Source organism: Caulobacter endophyticus, from assembly GCF_029543245.1.
Lineage (GTDB): Bacteria > Pseudomonadota > Alphaproteobacteria > Caulobacterales > Caulobacteraceae > Caulobacter > Caulobacter endophyticus_A.
In genome coordinates this window covers 88391-109376 of sequence record NZ_JARQWV010000021.1, presented here as the reverse complement: position 1 = coordinate 109376, position 20986 = coordinate 88391, and the positions used below count along the sequence as shown (strand labels likewise).

Below are 20986 nucleotides of genomic sequence, written 5' to 3'. Positions count from 1 at the left end.
ATGGCATTCCTGCTGAACGTGCTGGGGGGGTGTGCTCCTCCCCCGTCACGGGGGGGGGGGGGCCCGGCGACGCGGGTGGTGGGGGCGAGACTGGGCGCCGTGCCGGCCGTCGCCCCCTCCGTCACGCTGCGTATTCGCAGCGCGCCACCTCCCCCGTTTCTCGGGGGAGGAGTAATCACCCCACCTTGCTGAAATCCGGCGCGCGGCGCTCGGCGAAGGCCATGAAGGCTTCGCGGGCCTCGGCGGTCTGCAGGCGCTCGGCGAACAGGGCGCCTTCCTTGTCCATCAGGGCGGCGATGGCCTCGGCGTCGCGCATCAGGCCCTTGGTGACGGTCAGGGCGCCCAGCGGACGCTTGGCCAACTGGTCGGCGGCGGCGCGGGCGCGCTCGCGCAGGTCTTCGGCCGGGACCACGGCGTTGGCCAGGCCCCAGGCGGCGGCCGTCGTCCCGTCCACCGCCTCGCCCAGGGCGAACATGGCGTAGGCGCGGGCGTGGCCGATGCGGGCCGGCAGCAGCCAGCTCGACGCCGCTTCCGGGGCCAGGGCCAGGTTCACGAACGGCACGGTCAGGCGCGCGTCGGGCGCCACGAACACCAGGTCGCAGTGCAGCAGCATGGTCGTGCCCACGCCTACGGCCTGGCCATGGACGGCGGCGACCAGCGGCCGGGTGGCGTTGGCCAGGGCCTTGAGGAACCGCCACACGTGGCGTTCCTCGGTGAAGGCGCCGGTGGCCTGGGCCACGAAGTCGCCCAGGTCGTTGCCGGCGCTGAAGCTGTCGCCGTCGGCCTGGAACACCACCACCCGGATCTCCGGATCGGTCTCGGCGCCCTCCAGGGCGTCGGCCAGGGCGCCGTACATGGCGTTGCTGAGCGCGTTCTTCTTCTCGGGACGCGACAGGGTGATGGTCAGCACGCCGGCCTCTAGGCTGGTCTTGACCTGCTCGGTCTTGAGGGGCTCGGTCATACGGAATCTCCCTTGGGGAATTTGACCTGAAGGCTGGCCAGCCAGCGGGCGACCACGGCGATCTCGTCGTCCGTGAAGCCTTCGGTCAGTTGGGTGTTGAGATGGGCCAGGCCCGCCTTGGCCTCCGCGCGAGCTGCGCGGCCGTGGTCGGTCAGGTGCAGGCGCAGGGCCCGGCCGTCCCTGGGGTCGGGCCGGCGTTCGACGAGGCCGGCGCGGGTCATGCGGTCGACGAGGCCGGTCATGGCCGAGGGGGCCAGGTCCAGGGCCTCGGCCGCCTCGCCGATCAGCGCGCCGTCGGCGGACCCCAGATAGAACAAGACCCCCGACTGGGCGGAGGTCAGTCCGGCGCCCTCTGTCGCCAGCCTGGCCTCGATCCAGCGCTGCACGCGCCGGTGGCCGGCGGCGAGCAGGAAGACGAGGCGTCTGTCCGGAGCAGGGGCGGGGGGCGTCGACATGCGGCGACTATATGCTTCGCGTACGAAATATCAAACGGATGTTTCGCGATCGCGGCGAGGCATTGCGCGGCAATCTTGAGTTGACTGCCTGAGTTGAGGCGGAACACTGTTCGCTCACGGGCGGTCGCGGACGCGCCCAGGGGGGATCACATGCCGAACATCACGAGCCTGTCCGGGCTTGAGGACGACCTTGCGCTGCTGAAAGCGATCGGGAAGCTGGCACAGGCGTGGAGAGACGCGTCGGACGATGTCGACAGTCTGCCAAGTCTGGTCGAGTTGCTGAAGCTCACCCTGAAGAGCGTCGACGACCCGGCCGCCCGGGCGGTGTTTTCGCGGCTCGGCGCCGAAGATCTGCACGCGCAGATCAAGGCGGGCCTGGAAAAGGCCCTGGGCGCTATCGATGAGATCCCCGCCGACTACCTGACCCTCCTGAGCCGGTTCTCGGAGGTCGCCGCTTCCACGGACGCGAAGAAGGGCCTGATCAGCTGGACCCCTCTGGAGGCCGGCAGGAGCCTGCCGCTCAGCGACAAGCTGAAACTGAAGTTACAGGCCAGCGCCAAGATCCTGTTCCATTCGCATGCGACCTGGCCGTTCAAGGACCAGCTTACCGAGCCGCTGGTGCGCCTGGGACTGGAAGGCGGGTTCAGCGCCGAGGCTGGCGCAACCACGCCCTTCAAGGCCGGCGTCGGTTCGGTGACGGGGTCGGGGTCGGCCTCGGCCGGGGTCAGGCTCGATTACTACTACGCCCAGCCGAAGAAGGATCCGCTGGTCGTCGAGGTGGCGGCCGAGAAGCTGGCGGCCCTGCCCAACCCGTTCGACTTCGACGGCGTGTGGGAGGGCTTCACCGCCCGGAACCTCATGGGGCTGACCTACGACCTGAAAGGCGCGACGGCGGTCAGTGTCGAGGTGTCTCTGGCCAATGCGCTGCAACTGGGCGCCGGCGTGGAGGCGACCTTGGGCGCAGGCGTCAAGTTCGACGTCCAGCTGGAGGGCGCCTACACACTGAGCTTCCGCCGCGACGGCGGCAGTGAAACGACCCCTCGTGTCGTTGCGGTGCTGTCGCGTTCGACCGGTGGCAAGTACGGCGGCGGCCTGTCTCTGGGCGCCAATATCGACGTCTCCGCCCTGGCCGATCGCGTGCACGAGGTGCTGGAGGAGGCGGTCGGCGTCTGGAACGAGAAATACAAGGACCTGAAGCCCTACCTGTCGCCGGGCGCCCTGCTCAAGGACAGGGCCAAGGGGGCCGTCGACAGCGCGGTCTCCCGCATGGTCGCCGACGAGGACTTGAAGAAGGCCCTGGTTCGCGACCTCCAGGGGGCGGTCGGCATCGATCCGTCCGGCCAGCTTGCTATCGCCGACTGGGCCGAAAAGGCGCTGCTGTCGGCCATCGAGCGGGCGGGCGTGCTCACGACCGCCAAGGACAGGGCCGGGCGCATCGTCGACCGTCTCGCCGAGATCCTGCCCGCTTTCGCCCAGGCCGAATTCCGCGAACATCTGAAGGCGACGACGGCCGATCTCGTCGTCCGACTCGATGAGGAGCTGCAGGCGACGGTCGCCGGCCTATTGGCCGCGTCCGGCGGCGACGAGCTTGGCCAGTTCCTCAAGTCCCTCGGCGAGACGGTGGGCGACGCCTATGGCGAGCTCGACAATGCCCTGGCCGGCGCTCGGCGCCTGTTCGAGCGTTACGACGCCCTGTTCCAGAAGGTGTTGACCGAAGCCGGTGACGCGGCTCGCCGCAAGATCGTGGCCCGGATCACCTACGAGGACGTCCGTAGCGCCGACGTGTCCTACCAGGTCACGGGCGTGATCACCGGCGATACGCCGGCGGCGCGAGGCGTGTTCCGCGCCCTGACTTCCGGCGATCTGCGCGAGGTGCTGGCGTTGTTCGAGGCGCCGGACCCCGACGGCTTCGAGCTGATCAGGAAGGAATCCTCGATCCGGCGGTTCGCGACCATCCAGAACGAGGCCCGCTACGAACTGGTGCTGCTGGGCTTCCAACTGACGGGGTCGGATCTGCTCAAGGGGTCGGCCAGCGCCTATGCCGACGGAGCCGGCAACCTGCGGATCGACGCCGCCGGCAATTTCAGGCGCAGGTTCGAGGCGCCGCGGGAGACGCGCGAGGTCGAGTTCGTCGACGCCTACGCCCTGGCCCTGCTGCGCCAGATGGAGGGCATGAACGAGCAGCGCTTTCTCGATCTGGGCGTGGGTGTCAGCCACCATGACAAGGCGCTCAAGCGCAAGGAACTGGTCGGGTTCATCGACAGCCTCAGGAAGGCGGGCCTTCTGCCGCCGGACACGACCGACAGGGCGGAGAAGATTTTCGACGAGTGGGACCTCAAGGGCGCCGAAAAGGACATCCAGGCCGACATTTCGGCGAAGCTGCGGGTGTCGGGCAAGCAGGCCGTCGCCCTGCTGGGGGCGCGGGCGTCCGGGCAGCTGACCCGAGCGGCCAACGACGCCGTCAGGCTGGCGGCCGCACGGTTCCTGGTTCCCACGGTCGACGACCACGAGAAGTTCGAGAAGGGCGCCAAGGTCGCCAACGAATACGTGATCGGCTCGTCGCGTCCGCTCGACGTCTACGAGGCGGCGGCGCTCTTCGTGGAGCCCAGGTTCGAGCAGGACGAGCCGGTGATCTCGTCCGGCGTCGACCGCAGGATGTACAATCACTTCCTCGAGCAGTGGAAGAAGCTGTCGCCTCGGATCGACGCCCTGGCTTCGCTGGTCGATCTGCTCGGCGACGTCTACGAGGCGGTTCCGGCCGACCCGCGCAATCCGCCCAGAGGCGCCTCGCCGCTCTGGACCGAGAAGCGCTACGCCAAGGCCCAGGAAGAGATCGCCCAGGCCGCCGCGCGTTGGCTGAAGCTGAACTTGACGCTCTTCTCGTTCGCGCCGGAGGTTCACCCCTACACGGTAGGCCTGCTCCAATGCCTGGTCCGGCTGGGCGGAGTCAGCGAGAAATGGCCCATGACCCTGACCCTCACCTATCGCCCCAACGGCAAGCCGCCGGAGACGGTGAGCCTGGCTTAGGCGCCGAAAGTCCGGGTGGTTTCTACGCCGCCCGGTACCACCCCACGCCCGCCTCATCGACCTCGCGCACCGCCAGCCCGCGGGCGATCAGGCAGTTGAGGTGGGCGAGGGCCTCGCCGGTGGCCATGCCCAGCAGGTCGGGGCCGATCGGCCGGGCGAACAGGGCGCCGAACGTGTCCACCGCCCGGCGCGGCTCCGAAAGCTTGCCCAGCAGGCGCGAGAGGCCGCGCTCGTGGCCGGCGATCAACTGGTCGATACGGGCGTGCAGGCCCCTGAACGGCGCGTTGTGGGCCGGCAGCACCAGCACCTCGTCGGGCACGATCGCCTTGACCTTGGCCAGCGAGGTCAGCCAGTCGGCCAGCGGATCGGCGTCGGGTTCGGTGGGAAACACCGAGACGTTGGACGAGATCTTCGGCAGCACCTGGTCGCCCGAGATCAGGAGGCCCAGCGACGAGCTCCACAGGCAGGCGTGGTCGGGCGAATGGCCCTGGCCGGTCACCACCGTCCAGTCGTGCTCGCCGATGCGGAAGGTCTCGCCGTCGGTCATCCGGCGATAGCTGTCGGGCAGGGCGTGGACGGCGCGACCAAAGCCCCCGAAGCGGGTCTTGTAGTTGTCGATGGCGTCATCGTCCCAGCCGGCGGCGTGGAAGAACCGCACGCCGTCCTCAGGCGCCTCGCGGCCGGTGTCGGCCACCAGCATCCGGCACTGGAAGTATTCCAGCCTCGTCATCCACAGCCGGCAGTCGAAGCGGCGGGTCAGCCAGCCGGCCAGGCCCACATGGTCGGGATGCAAGTGGGTGACGATGACGCGGGTGACGGGGCGGCCGTCCAGCGCGCCGGCGAAGGCGGCCTTCCAGGCGGCGCTGGTGTCCTTTGTGGCCATGCCGGTGTCGACGATCGTCCAGCCCTCGCCGTCGGCCAGCGCCCAGACGTTGATGAAGCCCAGCGACCCGCCCAGGGGCTGGCGCAGCCACAGCACGCCCGGGGCGACCTCGACGGCCTGGCCCGAACCCGGCTCGGGCTCGATCTCGAACGGATAGGCCAGGCGCGGGCGGCGGGGCGCCTCGGCCTCGCCCGCAGTCTCCTCGAACCCGTCGCTCATCGCAGTTCACTCCCCTTGCCGCGCCTTTGAGGCCGTTCCGTCAGCCCATTTTTCATGGTCAAGCCGCGCCATGATTGCGCCCCCGTCGGACGACATCTTGACCCTTGATGCAAGGGGGGGCTTAAGTCCGCCCCGAGGAATCCACCCCCAGGAGACTACAGATATGAGGCCATTCGCGATCGGCCTGACGGCCGCCCTCGCGGTCGCCGCGCTCGTTCCGGCCGCCGCCTTCGCGGCGCCGAAGGACGCCAAGCCCGCCGCCGCCGTCGACGCCAAGTCGCGTGAAGCCGGTATGAAGGAAGCCCCGCCCCTGGTCACCCAGGCCGGCGTGGCCTGCCAGGTGTCGGACGCCCGCCTGATCGGCGCCGACAAGAAGTCGAGCACCTCCTACTACGAAGTGGCCTGCCAGGAAGGCATGGGCTACGCGCTGGTGGCCAAGAAGGACACCGCTCCGCAGGCCTTCTCGTGCGTCGAAACCGGCCAGCCCGGCGCCGACGGCAAGGACTCGGGCCTGAAGTGTCAGCTGCCGGCCAACGCCGACCCCAAGCAGGGCCTGAAGCCCTACCTGACCAAGGCCGGCGCTTCGTGCGACCTGCAGAACGCCCGCGCCATCGGCACCGGCAACAACAACTCGTTCTTCGAAGTCGCCTGCGCCGGCGGCACGGGCTACATCCTGCAGATCCCGGTGCCGATGAAGGTCGAGGGCACGGTGGCCAACAGCTGCCTGCTGTACGAAGAAGGCGGCAACATCTCGTGCAAGCTGACCGATCGCGCCGCCCAGCTGCAAGTGGTCGACACCCTGGCCGCCGCGGCCAAGAACAACTGCGCGGTCAAGGATAAGCGCTACATCCTGACCACCAAGACCGACAACTACTTCGAAGTCGCCTGCCAGGACGGCAAGGGCTATGTGCTGCAGCAGGCCACCGCCAACGGCGCCCTGGTCCGCGCCATCGACTGCGCCAACGCTCCGGGCGGCGCCGAGTGCACCCTGACCGACAGCCGCGCGGCCAAGACCGAGCAGGCCGGCCTCTACACCAGCCTGGCCAAGAAGGCCGGCTACGACTGCAAGGTCGAACAGTACGGCCTGTTCCCGTCGCAGGACCCGAAGAAGGAAATCGTCGAGCTGAAGTGCTCGAACACCCCGCGGGGCGGCATCGGCGTCTTCTCGGCCGCCGACAACCGCGTCTACGACTGCGTCACTGGCGAACTGAACGGCTTCCGTTGCAGCTACACCAAGGCCGACGTCGAGTTCACCCGCCTGTGGGACGACCTGAAGAGCTACAACAAGGCCGGCTGCCAGGTTTCGGGCGCGCGCATCATCGGCCGCACCGACACCAGCGGCTTCGTCGAAGTGGCCTGCGCCGACGGCCTGCCGGGCTGGGTGCTGTCCTACCCGCTGAACCAGGCTTCGCCCAAGCCGAACGAGCTCCTGTCCTGCCTGCAGGCCAAGGGCGTCGGCGGCGGCTGCAAGCTGCCGACCAACATCAAGAAGTAAGGGCTTCTCGCAAGCTCTGACGAAGCCCGCCGGGAGCGATCTCGGCGGGCTTTTTCGTGTCCGACTGAGCGAAAGCCCTCCCCCTTGATGGGGGAGGGTTGGGTGGGGGTGACCTACGATGGTGGCGGCTGAACCGCCGCATCACCCCCATCCCCGGCCCTTCCCCCATCAAGGGGGAAGGGAGGGCGCTAGCGCTCTAAAGCGCCGCCTCGATCAGCCGGGGCCCCTTGCTCGCCATCGCCCGAGCGAACGCTTCGTCGAAGGCCTCGGCGGTGTCGACGCGCTGGGCCGGCACGCCCATCCCCTGCGAGACCGCCACCCAGTCGATGCGCGGATCGCCAAGGTCGAGCAGCTTGCTCGCCGCCGGCCCCGGATTGCCCGCGCCGGTCCGTCCCAGTTCGATGCCGAGGATGCGATAGACGTGGTTGGCGAAGACCACGACCACGACGTCCAGCTGTTCGCGGGCGATCGTCCACAGGCCTTGAACCGTGTACATGCCCGCCCCGTCGCCGGTCAGGGCCAGGACCTTGGCGTCGGGCCTCGCCACGGCCGCGCCGATCGCCAGCGGAATGCCCTGGCCGATCGCGCCGCCGGTCAGCGACAGCCAGTCGTGGGCGCGGGCCGCGCGGGTCTGGGTGAAGATCGGCAGGCCGGCGGTCACCGCATCGTCCGAGATCACCGCGCCCGTCGGCATGTGGCGGGCGATGCTGGCGCCGATGGCCCAGGCGTCCAGCCTGCCGGCCGGCGCGGGCGGCGGGGCATAGGTCTCCGCGTGACCGGCGGAGGGCGCCTCCAGGGCGTCGGCCAGGGCGTTCAGCGCCGCGGCTGCGTCGACCTCGCGCCCGCACAGGCTCTCCAGCCCGCAATGCTCGGGCACGAGCACGCTGGGCCGGTCGGGATAGGCGAAAAAGGCCACCGGCCGCTCGGTGGCGACCAGCACCATCAGGTCGGCGCCCTCCAGGTCCTTCAGCGCCATCTCGCCGAAATAGGGCAGCTTGTCAGGACGGAAGCGGCCCTCGCCGCGCGCCTGGCGGGCGGTGAAGGTGTCGGTCAGCACCCGGACCCCCAGGGCCGCCAGCCGGCCGGCGGCGGCGATCCCGTCCTCGCGGCAGGCGCCCGAGCCCAGCAGCAGCACCGGCGCCTTGGCCGCCTTCACCGCATGGGCGACGGCCGTCACGACCTCGGCGTCGGGTGCGGCCGGGACGGGAATCTCGGCGATCCCGCCGTGCACGGTCGCCTCGTTCCAGGCCGCGTCGGCGGGCAGGATCAGGCAGGCGTTTCCGCCCGGCGTTCCATAACTGGCGGTGATCGCCTCGGCGGCCAGGGGGCCTACGCTGTCGGCGCACTCGGCCGACTTCACCCACAACGAGTTGGGCGCGGCCAGGGCGGCGATGTCGCTGTTGAGCGGGGCGTCGAAGCCGCGGTGATAGGTGGCGTGGTCGCCGACCACGTTGACGATCGGGGTGAAGGCGCGGCGGGCGTTGTGCAGGTTGGCCGCGCCGTTGGCGTAGCCGGGGCCCAGGTGCAGCAGGGTGCAGGCAGGCTTGCCCGCGATGCGGCCGTAGCCGTCGGCCGCGCCGGTGGCCACGCCCTCGAACAGGCACAGGATCGAGCGCATGCGCGGCTCGCGGTCCAGGGCCGAGACGAACTGCATCTCGCTGGTGCCCGGATTTGCGAAGCAGGCGGTCACGCCGTTGTCGGCCAGGGTGGTGATCAGGGCGTCGGCGGCGTTCATTCTCGTTTCCTTCCCTAACACTGGATGCTCCCCCTGAAGGGGGAGCTGTCGGCGTAGCCGACTGAGGGGGAAGTTCGGCCAGCTTCGCGGAAGCTGAAAACGTCCCCCCTCCGGCCCTCTGGGCCACCTCCCCCAGAGGGGGAGGATCTTTAAAACACCATCACGTCCTCGTCGGGCGCGGCGGCGAACAGGCGCTCCAGTTCGGCTGGACGTCGCTCCCGGGCCAGGGCCTGGTTGATATAGCCCTTGTCGGTCAGCTCGCCGCTGGCCGCGTCGGGCGCGCCGGGCAGGATCAGGGCCCGGGCCACCTTGCCGCCGCCTCTGGCGCCGGCGTTGAAGCGCTCCAGCCCGACGCGCACGGCCGAGCGGGCGGCGTCGGCCCCGCCCAGGGCCTCGCAGGTCCTGGGCTCGAGGAACAGCATCAGCCCGACGCCGTCCTGGCCCTCGCCGCAGACCACGGCGTCGGACGCCGCTCCGCCGATGGCCGAGATCGCCGCCACCCGCAGGGCGCCGGCCGCGACGAAGGTTCCGCTGGCCAGCTTGAAGTTCTCCACCAGCCGGCCGTCGAAGACGAGGCCGGCGGCGGGATCCTCGGGATCGGCCAGCCGGGCCGCGTCGCCCAGGCGGTAGAAGCCCTCCTCGTCGAAGGCCTGCGCCGTCGCCTCCGGCTGGTCGAGATAGCCTGGCGAGACCTGAGGGCCCTTGACCCGGATCTCGAACTTGCCGCCGTCGCCGGCCGGGACCAGCTTCACCGCCGTGCCGGGCGTGGGCAGGCCGACCATGCCCGAGCGGGCGTTCAGCCAGTGGATGTTGCAGGCGGTGGGGCCGGTCTCGGTGGCGCCGTAGCCGGCCGCGAAGGTGATGCGCTCGCCGGTCGCCGCCTGGGCTAGCGCCTGCACGCGGTCGAGGATCGACTGGGCCATCGACGCCCCGCCGTATTGCAGCACCCGCACTCGCCTGAAGAAGGTTTCGGCCAGCGCCGGGTCGCGCTCCAGCTCCCCGACCAGCAGGCCCCAGCCGGCCGGGACCATGTTGTGATAGGTCGGCGAGACCTCGTGCAGATTGCGCAGGGTTTCTCCGAAGCGACCGGGCACGGGCTGGCCGGCGTCTATGTGCAGCGTGCCGCCCCGGTGCAGCACCATGTGCAGTATGGCGTTGGCCCCCAGGCTGTGGCTCCAGGGCGCGGAATTGACCAGCACGGGCGGATCGGGGTCGGCGTAGCAGGCTTCGATCTGGGCGGCGTTCAGCGCGATGTTGGCGTGGGTGCAGATCACCGCCTTGGGCCGTCCGGTCGAGCCCGAGGTCAGCAGTAGCTTGGCGACATCGTCGCCCCGCGCCACGTCGGCCGCCGGCGGGCTGGCCAGCAGGGCCTCGAACGGCTGGTCGCCGGGGCGCGGGTTGCGGCTGGCGATCACCGGCAGGCCGTCCAGGTAGTCGTGGTCGAGGGCCTGGGCGAAGGCGGCCGCGTCGTCGACATAGACCGCCGCCGGCTTCAGCCGCTCGACCGCGTGGACCAGCCGCGACAGGTCCGCGCCCGAGAGGCCGTACTGCGGCGACACCGGCGCGGCCGGCGCGCCCAGGCTCATGGCGGCGTAGGCGATCAGGGCGTGGTCGATCCCGTTGCGGGCCAAGATCAGCAGCGGTTTGCCGCGCGACAGGCCCAGCGTCGCCAGGCCGCCGGCCAGGGCCGCGACGCGGGTCGCCGCCTCGCCGTAGGTCACCGTGCGCCAGCCGTCCTGGCCGTCGATCCGCTCGGCCAGCCAGACGCGCTCGGGAGCCTGCGCCGCCCAGCGGCCCAGCGGGGCGGTGACCGTCGTCACCGCATCGGAAAAGGGCATGGGGTTGCGCAGGATCAGCGCCTCTCCGCGACGTTCGACCTCCAGGGCGCGCGGGGCGTAGCGGGCGTCACGGAAGGGAGCGTCGTCGAGGGATTCCATCCCCTTTTATGTCCCGCCGCAAACGCGCGTTCAATCCTCGCCGAGCGCCGTTCGGCGGCGCTCCAGCCAAAGCCGCTCGGCCGGGGCGGGGTCCAGCGCCAGGGCCAGGTCGCAGGCGGCGCGGGCCTCCTTGGGACGGGAGAGGCGGGCCAGCAGGTCGGCGCGCACGGCGTGGAACGGCCGGAAGGCCGCCAGGCGTTGGGCGTCCAGCTGGTCGACCTCGGCCAGGGCGGCCTGCGGCCCCGCGACCTCGGCCAGGGCCACGGCGCGGTTGAGGCGGGCCACGGCGTCGTCGCGCCAGACCAGCAGGGCGTCGTAGAGGGCCAGCACCGCGCCCCAGCGCGGTGGCTCGTCCAGGCTCTTGCGGCCGCACCAGACGGCGTGGACGGCGGCCTGAAGCTGGCGAGGGCCGGGCCGGTCGAGATCGGCGGCGCGGCGCAGATAGGCCTGGGCCTCCTCGATCAGCGGGCGGCGCCAGAGGGCGGGGTCCTGCTGCGACAGCGGCGTCATGGCCCCGGTCTCGTCCAGCCGGGCCGGCCGCCGGGCCTCGGCGTAGCGGACCAGGGCGGCCAGGGCCAGGCATTCGGCCTCGCCCGGGGCCAGCTCGGCCAGGGCCGCCGTCAGGTCGAGGATCTCGCGGGCGTAACCGGCGTGGGCGCCGGATCCGGCGGCGTCTTCGTGGGCCTTGGCGTAGGCGACCTCCAGGGTCGACAGCACCGCCGACAGCCGCTGCGGCCAGGCCTCGGGACCCGGAACCTCGAAGGCGACACCGGCCTGGGCGATCTTCTTCTTGGCGCGGGTCAGGCGCTGGAACATCGCCGCGTCGCTCACCAGAAAGGCGCGGGCGATCTCCTGCACCGACAGGCCGCAGACCAGGCGCAGGGTCAGGGCCGCCCGCGACTCCGGGGCCACGGCGGGATGGCAACAGACGAAGATCAGCCGCAGGCGCTCGTCGGGGATCAGCCGCTCGTCCGAGACCAGGGCGTCCTCCACGGTCGGTTCCGGCTCGGGCGCGTCGGGCGACAGCCGCGCGCGCACGGCCCGTTTGCGCAGGGCGTCCAGCGCGCAGCGGCGGGCGGCGGCGTAGAGCCAGGCGGCGGGCTGGCGCGGCACGCCGTCGCGCGGCCAGGTCGCCGCCGCCCGGGCGCAGGCCTCGGCGAAGCCGTCCTCGGCCAGGTCGAGGTCGCGAAAGCCGGCGGCCAGGGCGGCGATGATCCGGCCGCCGGCCTCGCGCGCGGCGCGGTCGAGCTCGGGGCTCACGCCGCCTCGGCCAGCGGCCGCACCTCGACCGCGCCGTCGCCCAGCGGCAGGCGGCGGGCCCAGGCCAGGGCCGCGTCCAGGTCGCCGGCCTCGATCAGATAGAGGCCGGCCAACGGCTCGCCGGCCTCGGCGTGCGGGCCGTCGTGCAGAGGGCTGTCCCGCCGCAGGGTGGTGGCGGTGTCCGCGCTCTTCAGCGCCGCCTGCCCGCGCAGGACCCCCGCCGCTGCAAGGGCGGCGGCGAAGGCCCGGCGGACCGGGGCCAGGGCGGCGGCGGCCGCCTCGTCCTCATAGATCAGAAGGGCGTAGCGCACGGCCTAGCCGCAGTTGTCGCCGGTGGGACGGATCTCGATCTTGCCGCCGGGCGACAGCGGGATCTTGCGCGCCCACTCCACCGCCGCGGCGTGGTCGGCGACGTCGACCAGGTAGAAGCCGCCCAACTGCTCGTGGGTCTCGGCGAACGGGCCGTCGTGCACGACGCCGTCCTGGGTCAGGGTCGAGGCCGCCTGGGTGGGGGCCAGCTCCGAGCCGCTCCAGTCGACGCCCGCCGCCTGCAGTTCCTCGGTGAACCGCATGTGCCCGGCTATGACGTCGGCCAGCAGCGTCTGCCCGGTCTCGCCGGCGTAGTGGGCCTCGGTCTCGTAGATCAGCAGCATGTACTTCATGGCGGGTCTCCGTCCGGCGGACGCCCTGTGCGCCGCCTTCGAAGGAGAGACGCGCCGGGCCGGCCGCATTCGACAACGCCGACGAAAAAAGTCGAGCCCCCAGCACCCGCCGCAAGCGCGTTTACCGTCGGCTTCAATGGGGATAGCTTCGCGCAAAGATTGTGCCTTGGGGGAGGCGATCATGATCCGGTTGGCGGTGTTCTGCGACGGCACCTGGAACGGGCTGCAGATGCAGAACCTGACCAATGTGGCGCGGCTGGCGCGCTCGGTGGTGCGCGATCCGCCCGGCCAGAACGGCAAGCCTGGCGTGCCGCAGGTGGTCTATTACGACGAGGGCGTGGGCACCGCGACGGGGGTCAGCCGCACCAGCGATCGCCTCGAGGCCATCCTCGGCGGCGCCTTCGGGGCGGGCCTCGACCGCAAGATCGAGCAGGCCTACCGTTTCATCGTCCTGAACTACAAGGAACCGGACGACGAGATCTTCATCTTCGGCTTCAGCCGCGGGGCCTACACCGCCCGCAGCCTGTGCGGCCTGATCCGCAAGTGCGGCATTCTGCGGCCCGAGCATTTGCAGCGGGTGCCCGAGGCGATGGCCCTCTATCGCAACCGCAAGATCCATCCCGCCGGGCCCGAGTGCCAGGAGTTCCGCGACCGCTATTCGCGGCGCGAGGTGGTGGGCGCCGAGGACCTGCTGCGCAAGGTCGGCGAGACCACCGTGACCCGCCGGGCGGCCGACGCGGCCGAGGGCGAGGACTGCCTGCTGACCGACGAGGTGCGCCGCAGACGGGCGGTTAGGATCCGCTATCTGGGCTTATGGGACACGGTGGGTTCGCTGGGCGTGCCCGACCGCTTCTGGCTGCTGTCGGCGTTCAACAAGCGCTTCCGTTTCCACGACACCGAGGCGTCGAAGCTGATCGAGAGCCTGCGCCACGCCATCGCCGCCGACGAGGACCGCCGCACCTTCAGCGCCGCGCCGTTCTCCAATATCCGCGACCTGAACATCACCGCCACCGAGGAACTGAACGCCGGGATCAAGGCGGGCAACGCGCGGGCGGCCAAGGCGGGGCGGGCGGTCCAGTCCCTGGCCCAGGTCGTCGACCGCAGGGCGCCCGGCTACATCCCCTATGGCGAGCGGCGCTATCAGCAGAAGTGGTTTCCGGGCGACCACGGGGCGGTCGGCGGCGGCAATTTCGAGCTGGGCCTGTCCAGCGCCGCCCTGCTGTGGGTGGCGGAAGGGGCGCAGGCGGCGGGTCTGGTGTTCGACGACCGGCCCGATGGCGAGCTGGCCCAGGCCGGGGATCTGGCCAATCCGCTGGTCGACTGGCGCATCGGGCGCCGGCCCGGAACGCTGCGGCCGGTGTGGATGACCGACCTGCTGGGGATGATCGGCGGCTATCGCTCGCGGGCGGTGTCGATCGGGCGCGACGAGGTGCATCCCGGCGCGCGCCTGCGCTGGACGCGGATGGCGCACTACCGGCCCAAGGTGTTCGCGCCGTTCACCGGCGAGACCAGGCTTGGCCCGCACCGCTATGTCGAGCTGGTGACCGGACCGCCGTTCCGGCTGCTGTTCGTGCTGGCGCTGATCGCCGGCGCCCTGCTGCTGGTCTGGCTGCTGGGCGTGGTCGCCCACGAACTGCTGCGGCTGCTGCCGCTCGGCATCGGCGCCCCGGCGGCCGACGTCCTGGCGGGCGTCGGCGCCTGGGTGCGCGGTTTGTTCGGGAGGTAGGCCGGGGCGACATTCAGCCGGCTGTCGCCCCCAGTCCGTCCTTCCCCGCGAAGGCGGGGACCCAAGCGGAGGCTGCGGGCGGTCCACGGCCGCGCCGTTTCCTGAAATGCATCTTGGATCCCCGCCTTCGCGGGGATGCTCGGAGAGAAACGGACAGAACCGCTCGTGTAGATCCGTTCGGAGGCTAGTGCGCCAGGGTCTCCAGGAAGCGCACCGGCTCGCCGCGGCCCTCGGCCACGATCTCGTCGTCGCGCATGACCACGATGCCGCGGACGATGGTCGCCACCGGCCAGGCCTTGGCCTCGAAGCCGTCGAACGGGGTCCAGCCGGCGCGGTTGGCCATCTGCTCGTGGGTGATGACCTTGCGGGCCTTCATGTCGACGATGGTGAAGTCGGCGTCGAAGCCTTCGGCCAGGCGGCCCTTGTCGGCCAGGCCGAACACGCGGTTGACGCCATGGCTGGTCAAATCAACGAAGCGCTCGAGGGACAGCTTGCCGTCCACCACATGCGTCAGCATGACGGGAACGAGCGTCTGCACGCCCGGCATGCCCGACGGCGAGGCCGGGTAGGGACGGGCCTTCTCCTCGCGGGTGTGCGGGGCGTGGTCGGAGCCCAGCACGTCGGCGATGCCGGCCTCGATGCCGCGCCAGACGCCGGCCACGTGATAGGCGTCGCGGATCGGCGGGTTCATCTGTGCGAAGCCCTTCAGGCGCTCATAGGCCTCGGGCGCGACCAGGGTCAGGTGCTGAGGCGTGACCTCGACGCTGGCGACGTCCTTGTTAAGCGCCAGGAAGTCGATCTCTTCCTTGGTGGTGACGTGCAGCACGTGGATGCGCTTGCCCAGGTTCTTGGCGATGCGCACCAGGCGGTGGGTCGATTGCAGGGCGGCCTGGGCGTCGCGCACCTCGGGGTGGCTGGTCCAGTCGCCGGGACGGGCGAGGCTGCGGCGCTCGGCCAGGCGGTATTCGTCTTCCGAGTGGAAGGCCGCGCGGCGGTTGACATGCCGCAGCACGTTCTCGACGCCCTCGTCGTCCTGCACCAGCAGGCTGCCGGTCGAGGCGCCCATGAACACCTTGATGCCGCAGCAGCCGGGAAGGCGCTCCAGCTCGCCCAGGAAGTTGGCGTTCTCGTGGGTGCCGCCGACATAGAAGGCGTGGTCGGTGTGCATCCGGTTCTTGGCGCGCTTGAGCTTGTCGGCCAGGGCGTCGGGATCGGTGGTGGTCGGCTCGGTGTTGGGCATCTCGAACACGGCCACGACGCCGCCGAGGGCCGCGCCGCGCGATCCGCTTTCCAGGTCTTCCTTCCACTCCAGGCCCGGCTCGCGGAAGTGCACCTGGCTGTCGATCACGCCGGGCAGCACGGTCAGGCCCGAGGCGTCGAACACCTCGCCGGCGCTGGCCTGGGAGAGGTCGCCGATGGCGACGATCTTGCCGCCGCGGACGCCGATGTCGGTGATGCCGCGCCCGGCGTGGTTCACCACCTCGCCCCCACGGACGATCAGGTCGAAGGTCTGGGACATGGGGCGCGCTCCTGCGGTGGTTTGGGGCGGTCTAGGTCTGGAGCGTGCGGGAGGCAATGGGTTTCTCGGCTTCCTCCGGAAACCCGCTCCGAGCTTCCCCGCGAAGGCGGGGATCCAAGCGGGATTAGAGACCTATGAGAGCGTCAGGCAGGAACACGCTTCTGACTCAGCTTGGGCCCCCGCCTTCGCGGGGGAGATCGGGGAGGGGGAGGCGTCCAGCCAGTACGATCGCTCAGCAGTTCAGCGTCTCGTACAGATCCAGCCACTGTGGGTTCATCGCCTCGATCAGCCGGATCTTCCACGCGCGGTTCCACTTCTTGATCTGGCGCTCGCGAATGAGCACGCCCTCACGGCTGTCGCCATTCTCGTACCAGACCAGGCGGTGCACGCCGTAGCGACGGGTGAAGCCCCGAAAATGCTCTTCCCGCTGCTGCCAGATGCGGCGGGCGAGATAGTCGGTATGGCCGCAATAGAGGGTGCCGTAGGGGGCGCTGGCCAGGATGTAGACCGAGAACACGAGATCCATGGATCAGGCCGTGCTGGTGTTGATCCATGAGAACATAAAGAGAACAATCTGTGCGTGCAATGGCCAACTTGTTCGCGGGTCGCAACGTTGATTGGCGTGTGAGCGCGGCACGCTCAGCTTGGGTCCCCGCCTTCGCGGGGGAGATCGGGGGAGGGTTAGGGTTGGGACCCTTCGCCCAGGTCGAACGACACCCGGAACAGGCGGCCGGGGCGGGACAGCTCGTAGGTGAAGGCCTGGTCGGTCAGGCCCAGCGACCAGACATTGGTGTTCGACACCGCGCGGTTCAGGCGGGTGAACATCGCCTTGGACTCCGCGTCGACCGGAAAGCGCTGGAGGTCGGCCGAGCCGGCGTCGACCGTGTCGCCGCCATAGCGGGACAGCTCGTCCTCGACGCCGTCGGCGTGGCGGTGGTCGTGCTTGAGGCGCAGGCCGCCATTATCGAAACGGGTGACGATCCAAGTGCGCGAGCGGTCCTCGCCCACGTGGAAGGGGATGCGGATCTCGTGGGCGTCGCAGCTGGCCACGGTCATCACCAGCGCCGACTTGCGGAACGGCTCGTCGGCCGCGTCGCCGGCCACCACTTGCCCGGTCAGGGTCTTGCCGCACAGGGCCGTCAGGCGGGCGAAGAACTGATCGCCGGGTGTTTGCGGCGCGGCGACCGCCGGGGCGGCCGAGAGGCCGAGCAGCGCGCACAGCGCCAGGACCGTCTTCATCGGATCAGGCCTGCGGGCTGGCTTCGCCGTCCGGTCGCTTGCGGCGGCGGGGCGAGACCTTGAGCTTGGGTTCGGCCTCGGGCGCGGGCATGTCGAGCGGCAGTTCCGGCGCGGCCTCGCTGGCCATGGGCGTCTCGGCTGGCGCCTCGATCGGCGCCTCGGTCGGCGGCGCAGCCTCGACGACGGGCTCGGGCTCAACGGCCGTCGGCGGAATGGCGCCGGCCCGGGCCTCGTCGAGCAGCTCGATCGCGGCGCGCACCACCTTGGCCACCGGCAGGTCGCTCATGTGGCGGATGGCTTGCGACAGGTCGGGGTCGACGGCCTTGAACTGGTCGAAGTCGCGCGGGCCGCGCACGGCGCGGGTCAAAGCGCCCCACGGGCCATATCGGCGCTCGTCCGACGGGCCGAACAGGCCGACGGTAGGCGTGCCGGCGGCGGCGGCGATGTGCATCAGGCCGCTGTCGTTGCCGATGAAGAGTTCGGCGCGCTTGAGGGCGGCATAGGCGGTCAGGAGATCCACCTTGCCCGTCAGGTCGATGCAGCGGCCCCGGGCCGAGGCCATGCGCAGCTCCTCGACCATGCGGCCGTCCTCGGGACCGCCCAGGATCAGCAAGCGTCCGCCCTCCAGCTTGCCGCCGGGACCCAGCAGTTGGGCTGCGGTCTGGGTGAAGCGCTCGATCGGCCAGACCTTGCCGATCCAGTTGGCGGCCGGGCCCATGGCCAGGATCGGGCCAGCCGGCTCGCCGCCGCGCGGGGCCAGCATCTGGTCGGCCAGGGCCTGGACTTCCGGCGTGATGTAGAGGTGCGGGGCCGGCGGCTCGCCCTCGATCTTCAGCACGCGGGCGGTCTCGACCACCTTGTGGGCGATCTCGCCGGGGGTCTTCTTCCAGATCGCCCGCTTCTCGCGGCGCAGGAAAAGGGCGGTTGCGCTGCCCCGCAGGTCGACGACCAGGCCCCACTTCTTGTGGCGCACCTGGTTCCACAGCTTGAACCAATGGCCCTTGCCCTTGCCCTTTTCCATGACGATCACCCGGTCGAGGCCGGGCACGTGGGCGAACAGCGGCGCGGCCAGCGGGCCGGCGACGATGGTGAAGCGGGCGTTGGGGATCTGATCGGAGAGAAGTTTGATCAGGCCGGACGACAGCACGGCGTCGCCAATACGCGTGGCGGTGATGAAGAGAATCGGGAAGGCCCGCTGTGTCATCGGTCCATGTATAGGGTGAACCGGCTGTCAACGCATCCCGTTATCCCGCTTAAGCTTTCTTGAGCCGAAAGACTGGCGTCGGCGTCGCCTCGGCGCCACATGTGCGGCCATGAGCAACACGCGTCTCGCCCGCCTTCCGTCCCGCGCCGTCATCGCCGTCGCCGGCCCCGACTGGCGCAGCTTCCTGCAGGGCCTGCTGACCCAGGACGTCGACACCCTGGCGCCGGGCGAGCTGCGCTTTTCCGGCCTGCTGACGCCGCAGGGGCGGCTGCTCTACGACCTGTTCGTGGCGGGACTGCCGGACGGCGCGCTGCTGGACGTCGCCGCCGAGCACCGCGAGACGATCGTGGCGCGCCTTTCCATGTATCGCCTGCGGGCCAAGGTCGAGATCGGGCCGATCGACCTTGCAGTCGCCGCGGCCTTCGATCCGGCTGGCGGGCCGGTGACGGGCGAGGGTTTCTACACCGATCCGCGCCTGCCGGCCCTGGGCGCGCGCGTCTACGGCCCGGCGAACGAACCCGACGCCGACGAGGCCGCCTACGAGGCCCATCGCCTGGCCCTGGGCGTGCCCGGACCGGCCGACTGGCTGAGCGACAAGAATTATCCGATCGAGGCCGACTTCGATCTGCTGGCCGGCATCGACTTCAAGAAGGGCTGCTTCGTCGGCCAGGAGACCACCAGCCGCATGAAGCGGCGCGGCACGATCAAGAACCGCATGCTGCCGATCGTCTTCGACGGCCCGGCCCCGGCCTTCGGCGCCGAGGTGCTGGCCGGGACCTTGCGCGCCGGCGAGGTGCTGAGCGGAAGCGATGGCCGGGCCATGGCCCTGCTGCGCCTCGACCGCATCGAGGGCGCGGAGCTGACCGTCGACGGCCGTCCGGTGCGGGTGGACCGGCCCGAATGGGTTCCGGAAACGTCGCCGGCGGCCTGATCCTGGCGCGGGATCAATAGCCGGTCGGACTCTTCATCGCGACGGTGCGTGTCTCGGTCTTCACCACCCGGCCGGCGGCGTCGACCTCTACCGTGGCGACGTCCAGGATCGCCAGCAGGCTGTCGCGTGGGCGGACCCACCCAAGCTTCTGGCCGCCGTCGGCGCGCGGCTGGCGCAGCGTCGGCGGGCCATAGCGCCTGACCGCATCGTCGAGGGTGGCGGGCGGCGCGGCCGCGGCGGCCTCGACGGGCGCATGGGCCGACAGAGCCAGGATGGCGGCGATATCGAGCAGCATGCCGATCGTCTCCGTGCGTTGGGGTGGCCATGCTACCACAAGGCGAGCAATCGTCACGCGGCGGAGTAGCAACGGGCGCCCCGGGGATCGGGACGCCCGTCGAATGCCTTAGCGGCAGCGCCCGTAGCGGTCGGGCGAGGCGCCGGGACCGCCGCGCCAGCCGGGCGGGTTTTCCCAGTTGGTGCCGGGACCGCCGCGCGGACCGGGCGGATTGTCGTCGCGGTCGAGCCAGCAGCGGCGGGCCTGGTTCCACCAGCCGTGGGTCGGGTGCCAGTAGCCCCAGCGCGGGTTGTAGTAGTAGCCGTTGCGGTAGTCGAAACGGACCTTCTGGCCTTTCCAGCGATAGAAGCGGCGGTCGGGCGAGGCGCCGGGGCCGCCGCGCCAGCCGGGCGGGTTCTCCCAGTTGGTGCCGGGACCGCCGCGCGGACCGGGCGGGTTGTTGTCCCTGTCGCGGTGCTGGGCGAGAACCGGCGTGGCGGTCATGGCCGCTGTCGCCAGGGCGAGCACGGCCAGGGTTCGGAAAGCTCGCATCTGCGGCTTCTCCTTGTCGTTTGCGTCCCTCTGGCAAGCCAAACGCGCGAGACCGGCGTTTCCGTCGTCGGCCTGATCATGTTCATGAAAAGTTCTGGTCATCGGCGCGGGTTCTGCTAGCGTCGCCGCATGACAGAGATCCATCGCTGCACCTGGCGGGGCATGAACGGCGACCCGCTGTACGAGGCCTACCACGACACCGAGTGGGGCGTGCCCGAGTGGGACAGCCGCGCCCTGTGGGAGAAGCTGGTGCTCGACGGTTTCCAGGCCGGGCTGTCGTGGATCACCATCCTGCGCAAGCGCGAGGCCTTCCGCGCCGCCTTCGCCGATTTCGACCCCGAGGTCGTGGCCCGGTTCGGCGAGGCCGACCGCGCCCGGCTGATGGCCGACGCCGGCATCATCCGCTCCAACGCCAAGATCGACGCGGCCATCAACGGCGCGCGGATCTATCTCGACATGCGCGAGCGCGGCGAGGACTTCTCACGCTTCCTGTGGGATATCGTCGGCGACGCCCCAATCCAGAACGCCTTCACCGGCATGGGCGACGTCCCGGCCCAGACGCCGCTGGCGGTCGACATGGCCAAGGCCCTGAAGGCCAAGGGGTACAAGTTCTGCGGCCCGGTGATCGTCTACGCCTTCATGCAGGCGGTCGGCATGGTCAACGACCACTTCGTCACCTGCTTCCGCCACGACGAGTGCAAGGCGCTGGGGCATCGCCACTAGGGGGGAAGACTCAAACTCCTCGAGAGGAAAGTCTTTAAAATCAACGGTAAATCGATCGTCATCCCGGAAAGCGCGAAGCGCTTATCCGGGACCCAGGGGCGGGCGCACTGCCGGTGGCCCCTAGGTCCCGGCTCTGCGGCCCGCTATGCGAGCCTCCGGCCGGGATGACGACCTTCGTAGCTAA

The 20986-nt window shown here is 70.5% G+C and carries 19 protein-coding genes; 5 read left to right on the top strand and 14 right to left on the bottom strand.

Annotated elements, in window-relative coordinates; translation table 11 throughout:
• Positions 1–175: 175 nt before the first annotated feature.
• Entirely contained in the window at positions 176–961 is a 786-nt protein-coding gene (locus P7A99_RS19290; protein WP_277795378.1) for an enoyl-CoA hydratase, read from the bottom strand.
• Positions 958–1416 (bottom strand): MarR family winged helix-turn-helix transcriptional regulator, encoded by a 459-nt coding sequence (locus tag P7A99_RS19285; protein ID WP_277795377.1) that lies wholly within the window; start codon positions 1414–1416, stop codon positions 958–960. Before P7A99_RS19285 ends, P7A99_RS19290 begins: the two co-directional genes overlap by 4 nt.
• Positions 1417–1566: 150 nt before the next feature.
• Here P7A99_RS19285 and P7A99_RS19280 point away from each other — a divergent pair, with 150 nt between their 5' ends.
• On the top strand, positions 1567–4443 hold the full coding sequence (locus P7A99_RS19280) for a hypothetical protein (RefSeq protein ID WP_277795376.1): 2877 nt from the start codon (positions 1567–1569) through the stop codon (positions 4441–4443).
• Positions 4444–4465: 22 nt separating this feature from the next.
• Here the strand turns inward: P7A99_RS19280 and P7A99_RS19275 are convergent, their stop codons facing one another.
• Positions 4466–5545 (bottom strand): MBL fold metallo-hydrolase, encoded by a 1080-nt coding sequence (locus tag P7A99_RS19275; RefSeq protein ID WP_277795375.1) that lies wholly within the window; start codon positions 5543–5545, stop codon positions 4466–4468.
• Between the two features lie 163 nt (positions 5546–5708).
• Between P7A99_RS19275 and P7A99_RS19270 the strand changes: the two genes are divergently transcribed.
• On the top strand, positions 5709–7040 hold the full coding sequence (locus tag P7A99_RS19270; protein WP_277795374.1) for a hypothetical protein: 1332 nt from the start codon (positions 5709–5711) through the stop codon (positions 7038–7040).
• A 196-nt stretch (positions 7041–7236) separates the two neighbouring features.
• Here the strand turns inward: P7A99_RS19270 and P7A99_RS19265 are convergent, their stop codons facing one another.
• From P7A99_RS19265 to P7A99_RS19245, 5 genes are all read right to left on the bottom strand, one after another.
• Positions 7237–8775 carry an acetolactate synthase large subunit gene (locus tag P7A99_RS19265; RefSeq protein WP_277795373.1) on the bottom strand — a complete coding sequence of 513 codons (1539 nt, stop codon included), beginning with the start codon at positions 8773–8775 and terminating at the stop codon, positions 7237–7239.
• A 149-nt stretch (positions 8776–8924) separates the two neighbouring features.
• Positions 8925–10712: a feruloyl-CoA synthase gene (locus tag P7A99_RS19260; protein ID WP_277795372.1), complete on the bottom strand. Its 1788-nt coding sequence runs from the start codon at positions 10710–10712 to the stop codon at positions 8925–8927.
• A 30-nt stretch (positions 10713–10742) separates the two neighbouring features.
• Positions 10743–11972 (bottom strand): RNA polymerase sigma factor, encoded by a 1230-nt coding sequence (locus P7A99_RS19255; RefSeq protein WP_277795371.1) that lies wholly within the window; start codon positions 11970–11972, stop codon positions 10743–10745.
• Complete coding sequence (locus tag P7A99_RS19250; protein ID WP_277795370.1) at positions 11969–12283, bottom strand: YciI family protein; 315 nt, start codon at positions 12281–12283, stop codon at positions 11969–11971. The genes P7A99_RS19255 and P7A99_RS19250 overlap by 4 nt, the downstream gene beginning before the upstream one ends.
• Positions 12284–12286: 3 nt before the next feature.
• On the bottom strand, positions 12287–12634 hold the full coding sequence (locus P7A99_RS19245; protein WP_277795369.1) for a YciI family protein: 348 nt from the start codon (positions 12632–12634) through the stop codon (positions 12287–12289).
• 181 nt (positions 12635–12815) lie between these two features.
• Between P7A99_RS19245 and P7A99_RS19240 the strand changes: the two genes are divergently transcribed.
• Entirely contained in the window at positions 12816–14360 is a 1545-nt protein-coding gene (locus P7A99_RS19240; RefSeq protein WP_277795368.1) for a DUF2235 domain-containing protein, read from the top strand.
• A gap of 184 nt (positions 14361–14544) precedes the next feature.
• Here the strand turns inward: P7A99_RS19240 and P7A99_RS19235 are convergent, their stop codons facing one another.
• The 4 genes from P7A99_RS19235 to P7A99_RS19220 form a co-directional block, all read right to left on the bottom strand.
• Entirely contained in the window at positions 14545–15879 is a 1335-nt protein-coding gene (locus tag P7A99_RS19235) for a dihydroorotase (RefSeq protein ID WP_277795367.1), read from the bottom strand.
• A gap of 232 nt (positions 15880–16111) precedes the next feature.
• On the bottom strand, positions 16112–16405 hold the full coding sequence (locus P7A99_RS19230) for a GIY-YIG nuclease family protein (RefSeq protein ID WP_277795366.1): 294 nt from the start codon (positions 16403–16405) through the stop codon (positions 16112–16114).
• Between the two features lie 155 nt (positions 16406–16560).
• Complete coding sequence (locus P7A99_RS19225; RefSeq protein ID WP_277795365.1) at positions 16561–17118, bottom strand: hypothetical protein; 558 nt, start codon at positions 17116–17118, stop codon at positions 16561–16563.
• A gap of 4 nt (positions 17119–17122) precedes the next feature.
• Positions 17123–18322 (bottom strand): glycosyltransferase family 9 protein, encoded by a 1200-nt coding sequence (locus P7A99_RS19220; RefSeq protein ID WP_277795364.1) that lies wholly within the window; start codon positions 18320–18322, stop codon positions 17123–17125.
• A 109-nt stretch (positions 18323–18431) separates the two neighbouring features.
• Here P7A99_RS19220 and P7A99_RS19215 point away from each other — a divergent pair, with 109 nt between their 5' ends.
• Positions 18432–19253: a YgfZ/GcvT domain-containing protein gene (locus P7A99_RS19215; protein WP_277795363.1), complete on the top strand. Its 822-nt coding sequence runs from the start codon at positions 18432–18434 to the stop codon at positions 19251–19253.
• 13 nt (positions 19254–19266) lie between these two features.
• Here P7A99_RS19215 and P7A99_RS19210 read toward each other — a convergent pair whose 3' ends face one another.
• Positions 19267–19548, bottom strand: a complete 282-nt coding sequence (locus P7A99_RS19210; RefSeq protein WP_277795362.1) for a hypothetical protein — start codon at positions 19546–19548, stop codon at positions 19267–19269.
• Between the two features lie 108 nt (positions 19549–19656).
• On the bottom strand, positions 19657–20079 hold the full coding sequence (locus P7A99_RS19205; RefSeq protein ID WP_101717240.1) for a hypothetical protein: 423 nt from the start codon (positions 20077–20079) through the stop codon (positions 19657–19659).
• 129 nt (positions 20080–20208) lie between these two features.
• Here P7A99_RS19205 and P7A99_RS19200 point away from each other — a divergent pair, with 129 nt between their 5' ends.
• The gene (locus tag P7A99_RS19200) at positions 20209–20802 is read left to right on the top strand and encodes a DNA-3-methyladenine glycosylase I (RefSeq protein ID WP_277795361.1); all 594 of its coding nucleotides are present in this window, start codon (positions 20209–20211) and stop codon (positions 20800–20802) included.
• The last annotated feature ends 184 nt before the right edge of the window (positions 20803–20986 follow it).

Bases quoted from the DNA above. Each gene is read 5' to 3' on its own strand.
- P7A99_RS19290 (WP_277795378.1), bottom strand. From the start codon at position 961: ATGACCGAGCCCCTCAAGACCGAGCAGGTCAAGACCAGCCTAGAGGCC.
- P7A99_RS19285 (WP_277795377.1), bottom strand. From the start codon at position 1,416: ATGTCGACGCCCCCCGCCCCTGCTCCGGACAGACGCCTCGTCTTCCTG.
- P7A99_RS19280 (WP_277795376.1), top strand. From the start codon at position 1,567: ATGCCGAACATCACGAGCCTGTCCGGGCTTGAGGACGACCTTGCGCTG.
- P7A99_RS19275 (WP_277795375.1), bottom strand. From the start codon at position 5,545: ATGAGCGACGGGTTCGAGGAGACTGCGGGCGAGGCCGAGGCGCCCCGC.
- P7A99_RS19270 (WP_277795374.1), top strand. From the start codon at position 5,709: ATGAGGCCATTCGCGATCGGCCTGACGGCCGCCCTCGCGGTCGCCGCG.
- P7A99_RS19265 (WP_277795373.1), bottom strand. From the start codon at position 8,775: ATGAACGCCGCCGACGCCCTGATCACCACCCTGGCCGACAACGGCGTG.
- P7A99_RS19260 (WP_277795372.1), bottom strand. From the start codon at position 10,712: ATGGAATCCCTCGACGACGCTCCCTTCCGTGACGCCCGCTACGCCCCG.
- P7A99_RS19245 (WP_277795369.1), bottom strand. From the start codon at position 12,634: ATGAAGTACATGCTGCTGATCTACGAGACCGAGGCCCACTACGCCGGC.
- P7A99_RS19240 (WP_277795368.1), top strand. From the start codon at position 12,816: ATGATCCGGTTGGCGGTGTTCTGCGACGGCACCTGGAACGGGCTGCAG.
- P7A99_RS19235 (WP_277795367.1), bottom strand. From the start codon at position 15,879: ATGTCCCAGACCTTCGACCTGATCGTCCGTGGGGGCGAGGTGGTGAAC.
- P7A99_RS19230 (WP_277795366.1), bottom strand. From the start codon at position 16,405: ATGGATCTCGTGTTCTCGGTCTACATCCTGGCCAGCGCCCCCTACGGC.
- P7A99_RS19225 (WP_277795365.1), bottom strand. From the start codon at position 17,118: ATGAAGACGGTCCTGGCGCTGTGCGCGCTGCTCGGCCTCTCGGCCGCC.
- P7A99_RS19220 (WP_277795364.1), bottom strand. From the start codon at position 18,322: ATGACACAGCGGGCCTTCCCGATTCTCTTCATCACCGCCACGCGTATT.
- P7A99_RS19215 (WP_277795363.1), top strand. From the start codon at position 18,432: ATGAGCAACACGCGTCTCGCCCGCCTTCCGTCCCGCGCCGTCATCGCC.
- P7A99_RS19210 (WP_277795362.1), bottom strand. From the start codon at position 19,548: ATGCTGCTCGATATCGCCGCCATCCTGGCTCTGTCGGCCCATGCGCCC.
- P7A99_RS19205 (WP_101717240.1), bottom strand. From the start codon at position 20,079: ATGCGAGCTTTCCGAACCCTGGCCGTGCTCGCCCTGGCGACAGCGGCC.
- P7A99_RS19200 (WP_277795361.1), top strand. From the start codon at position 20,209: ATGACAGAGATCCATCGCTGCACCTGGCGGGGCATGAACGGCGACCCG.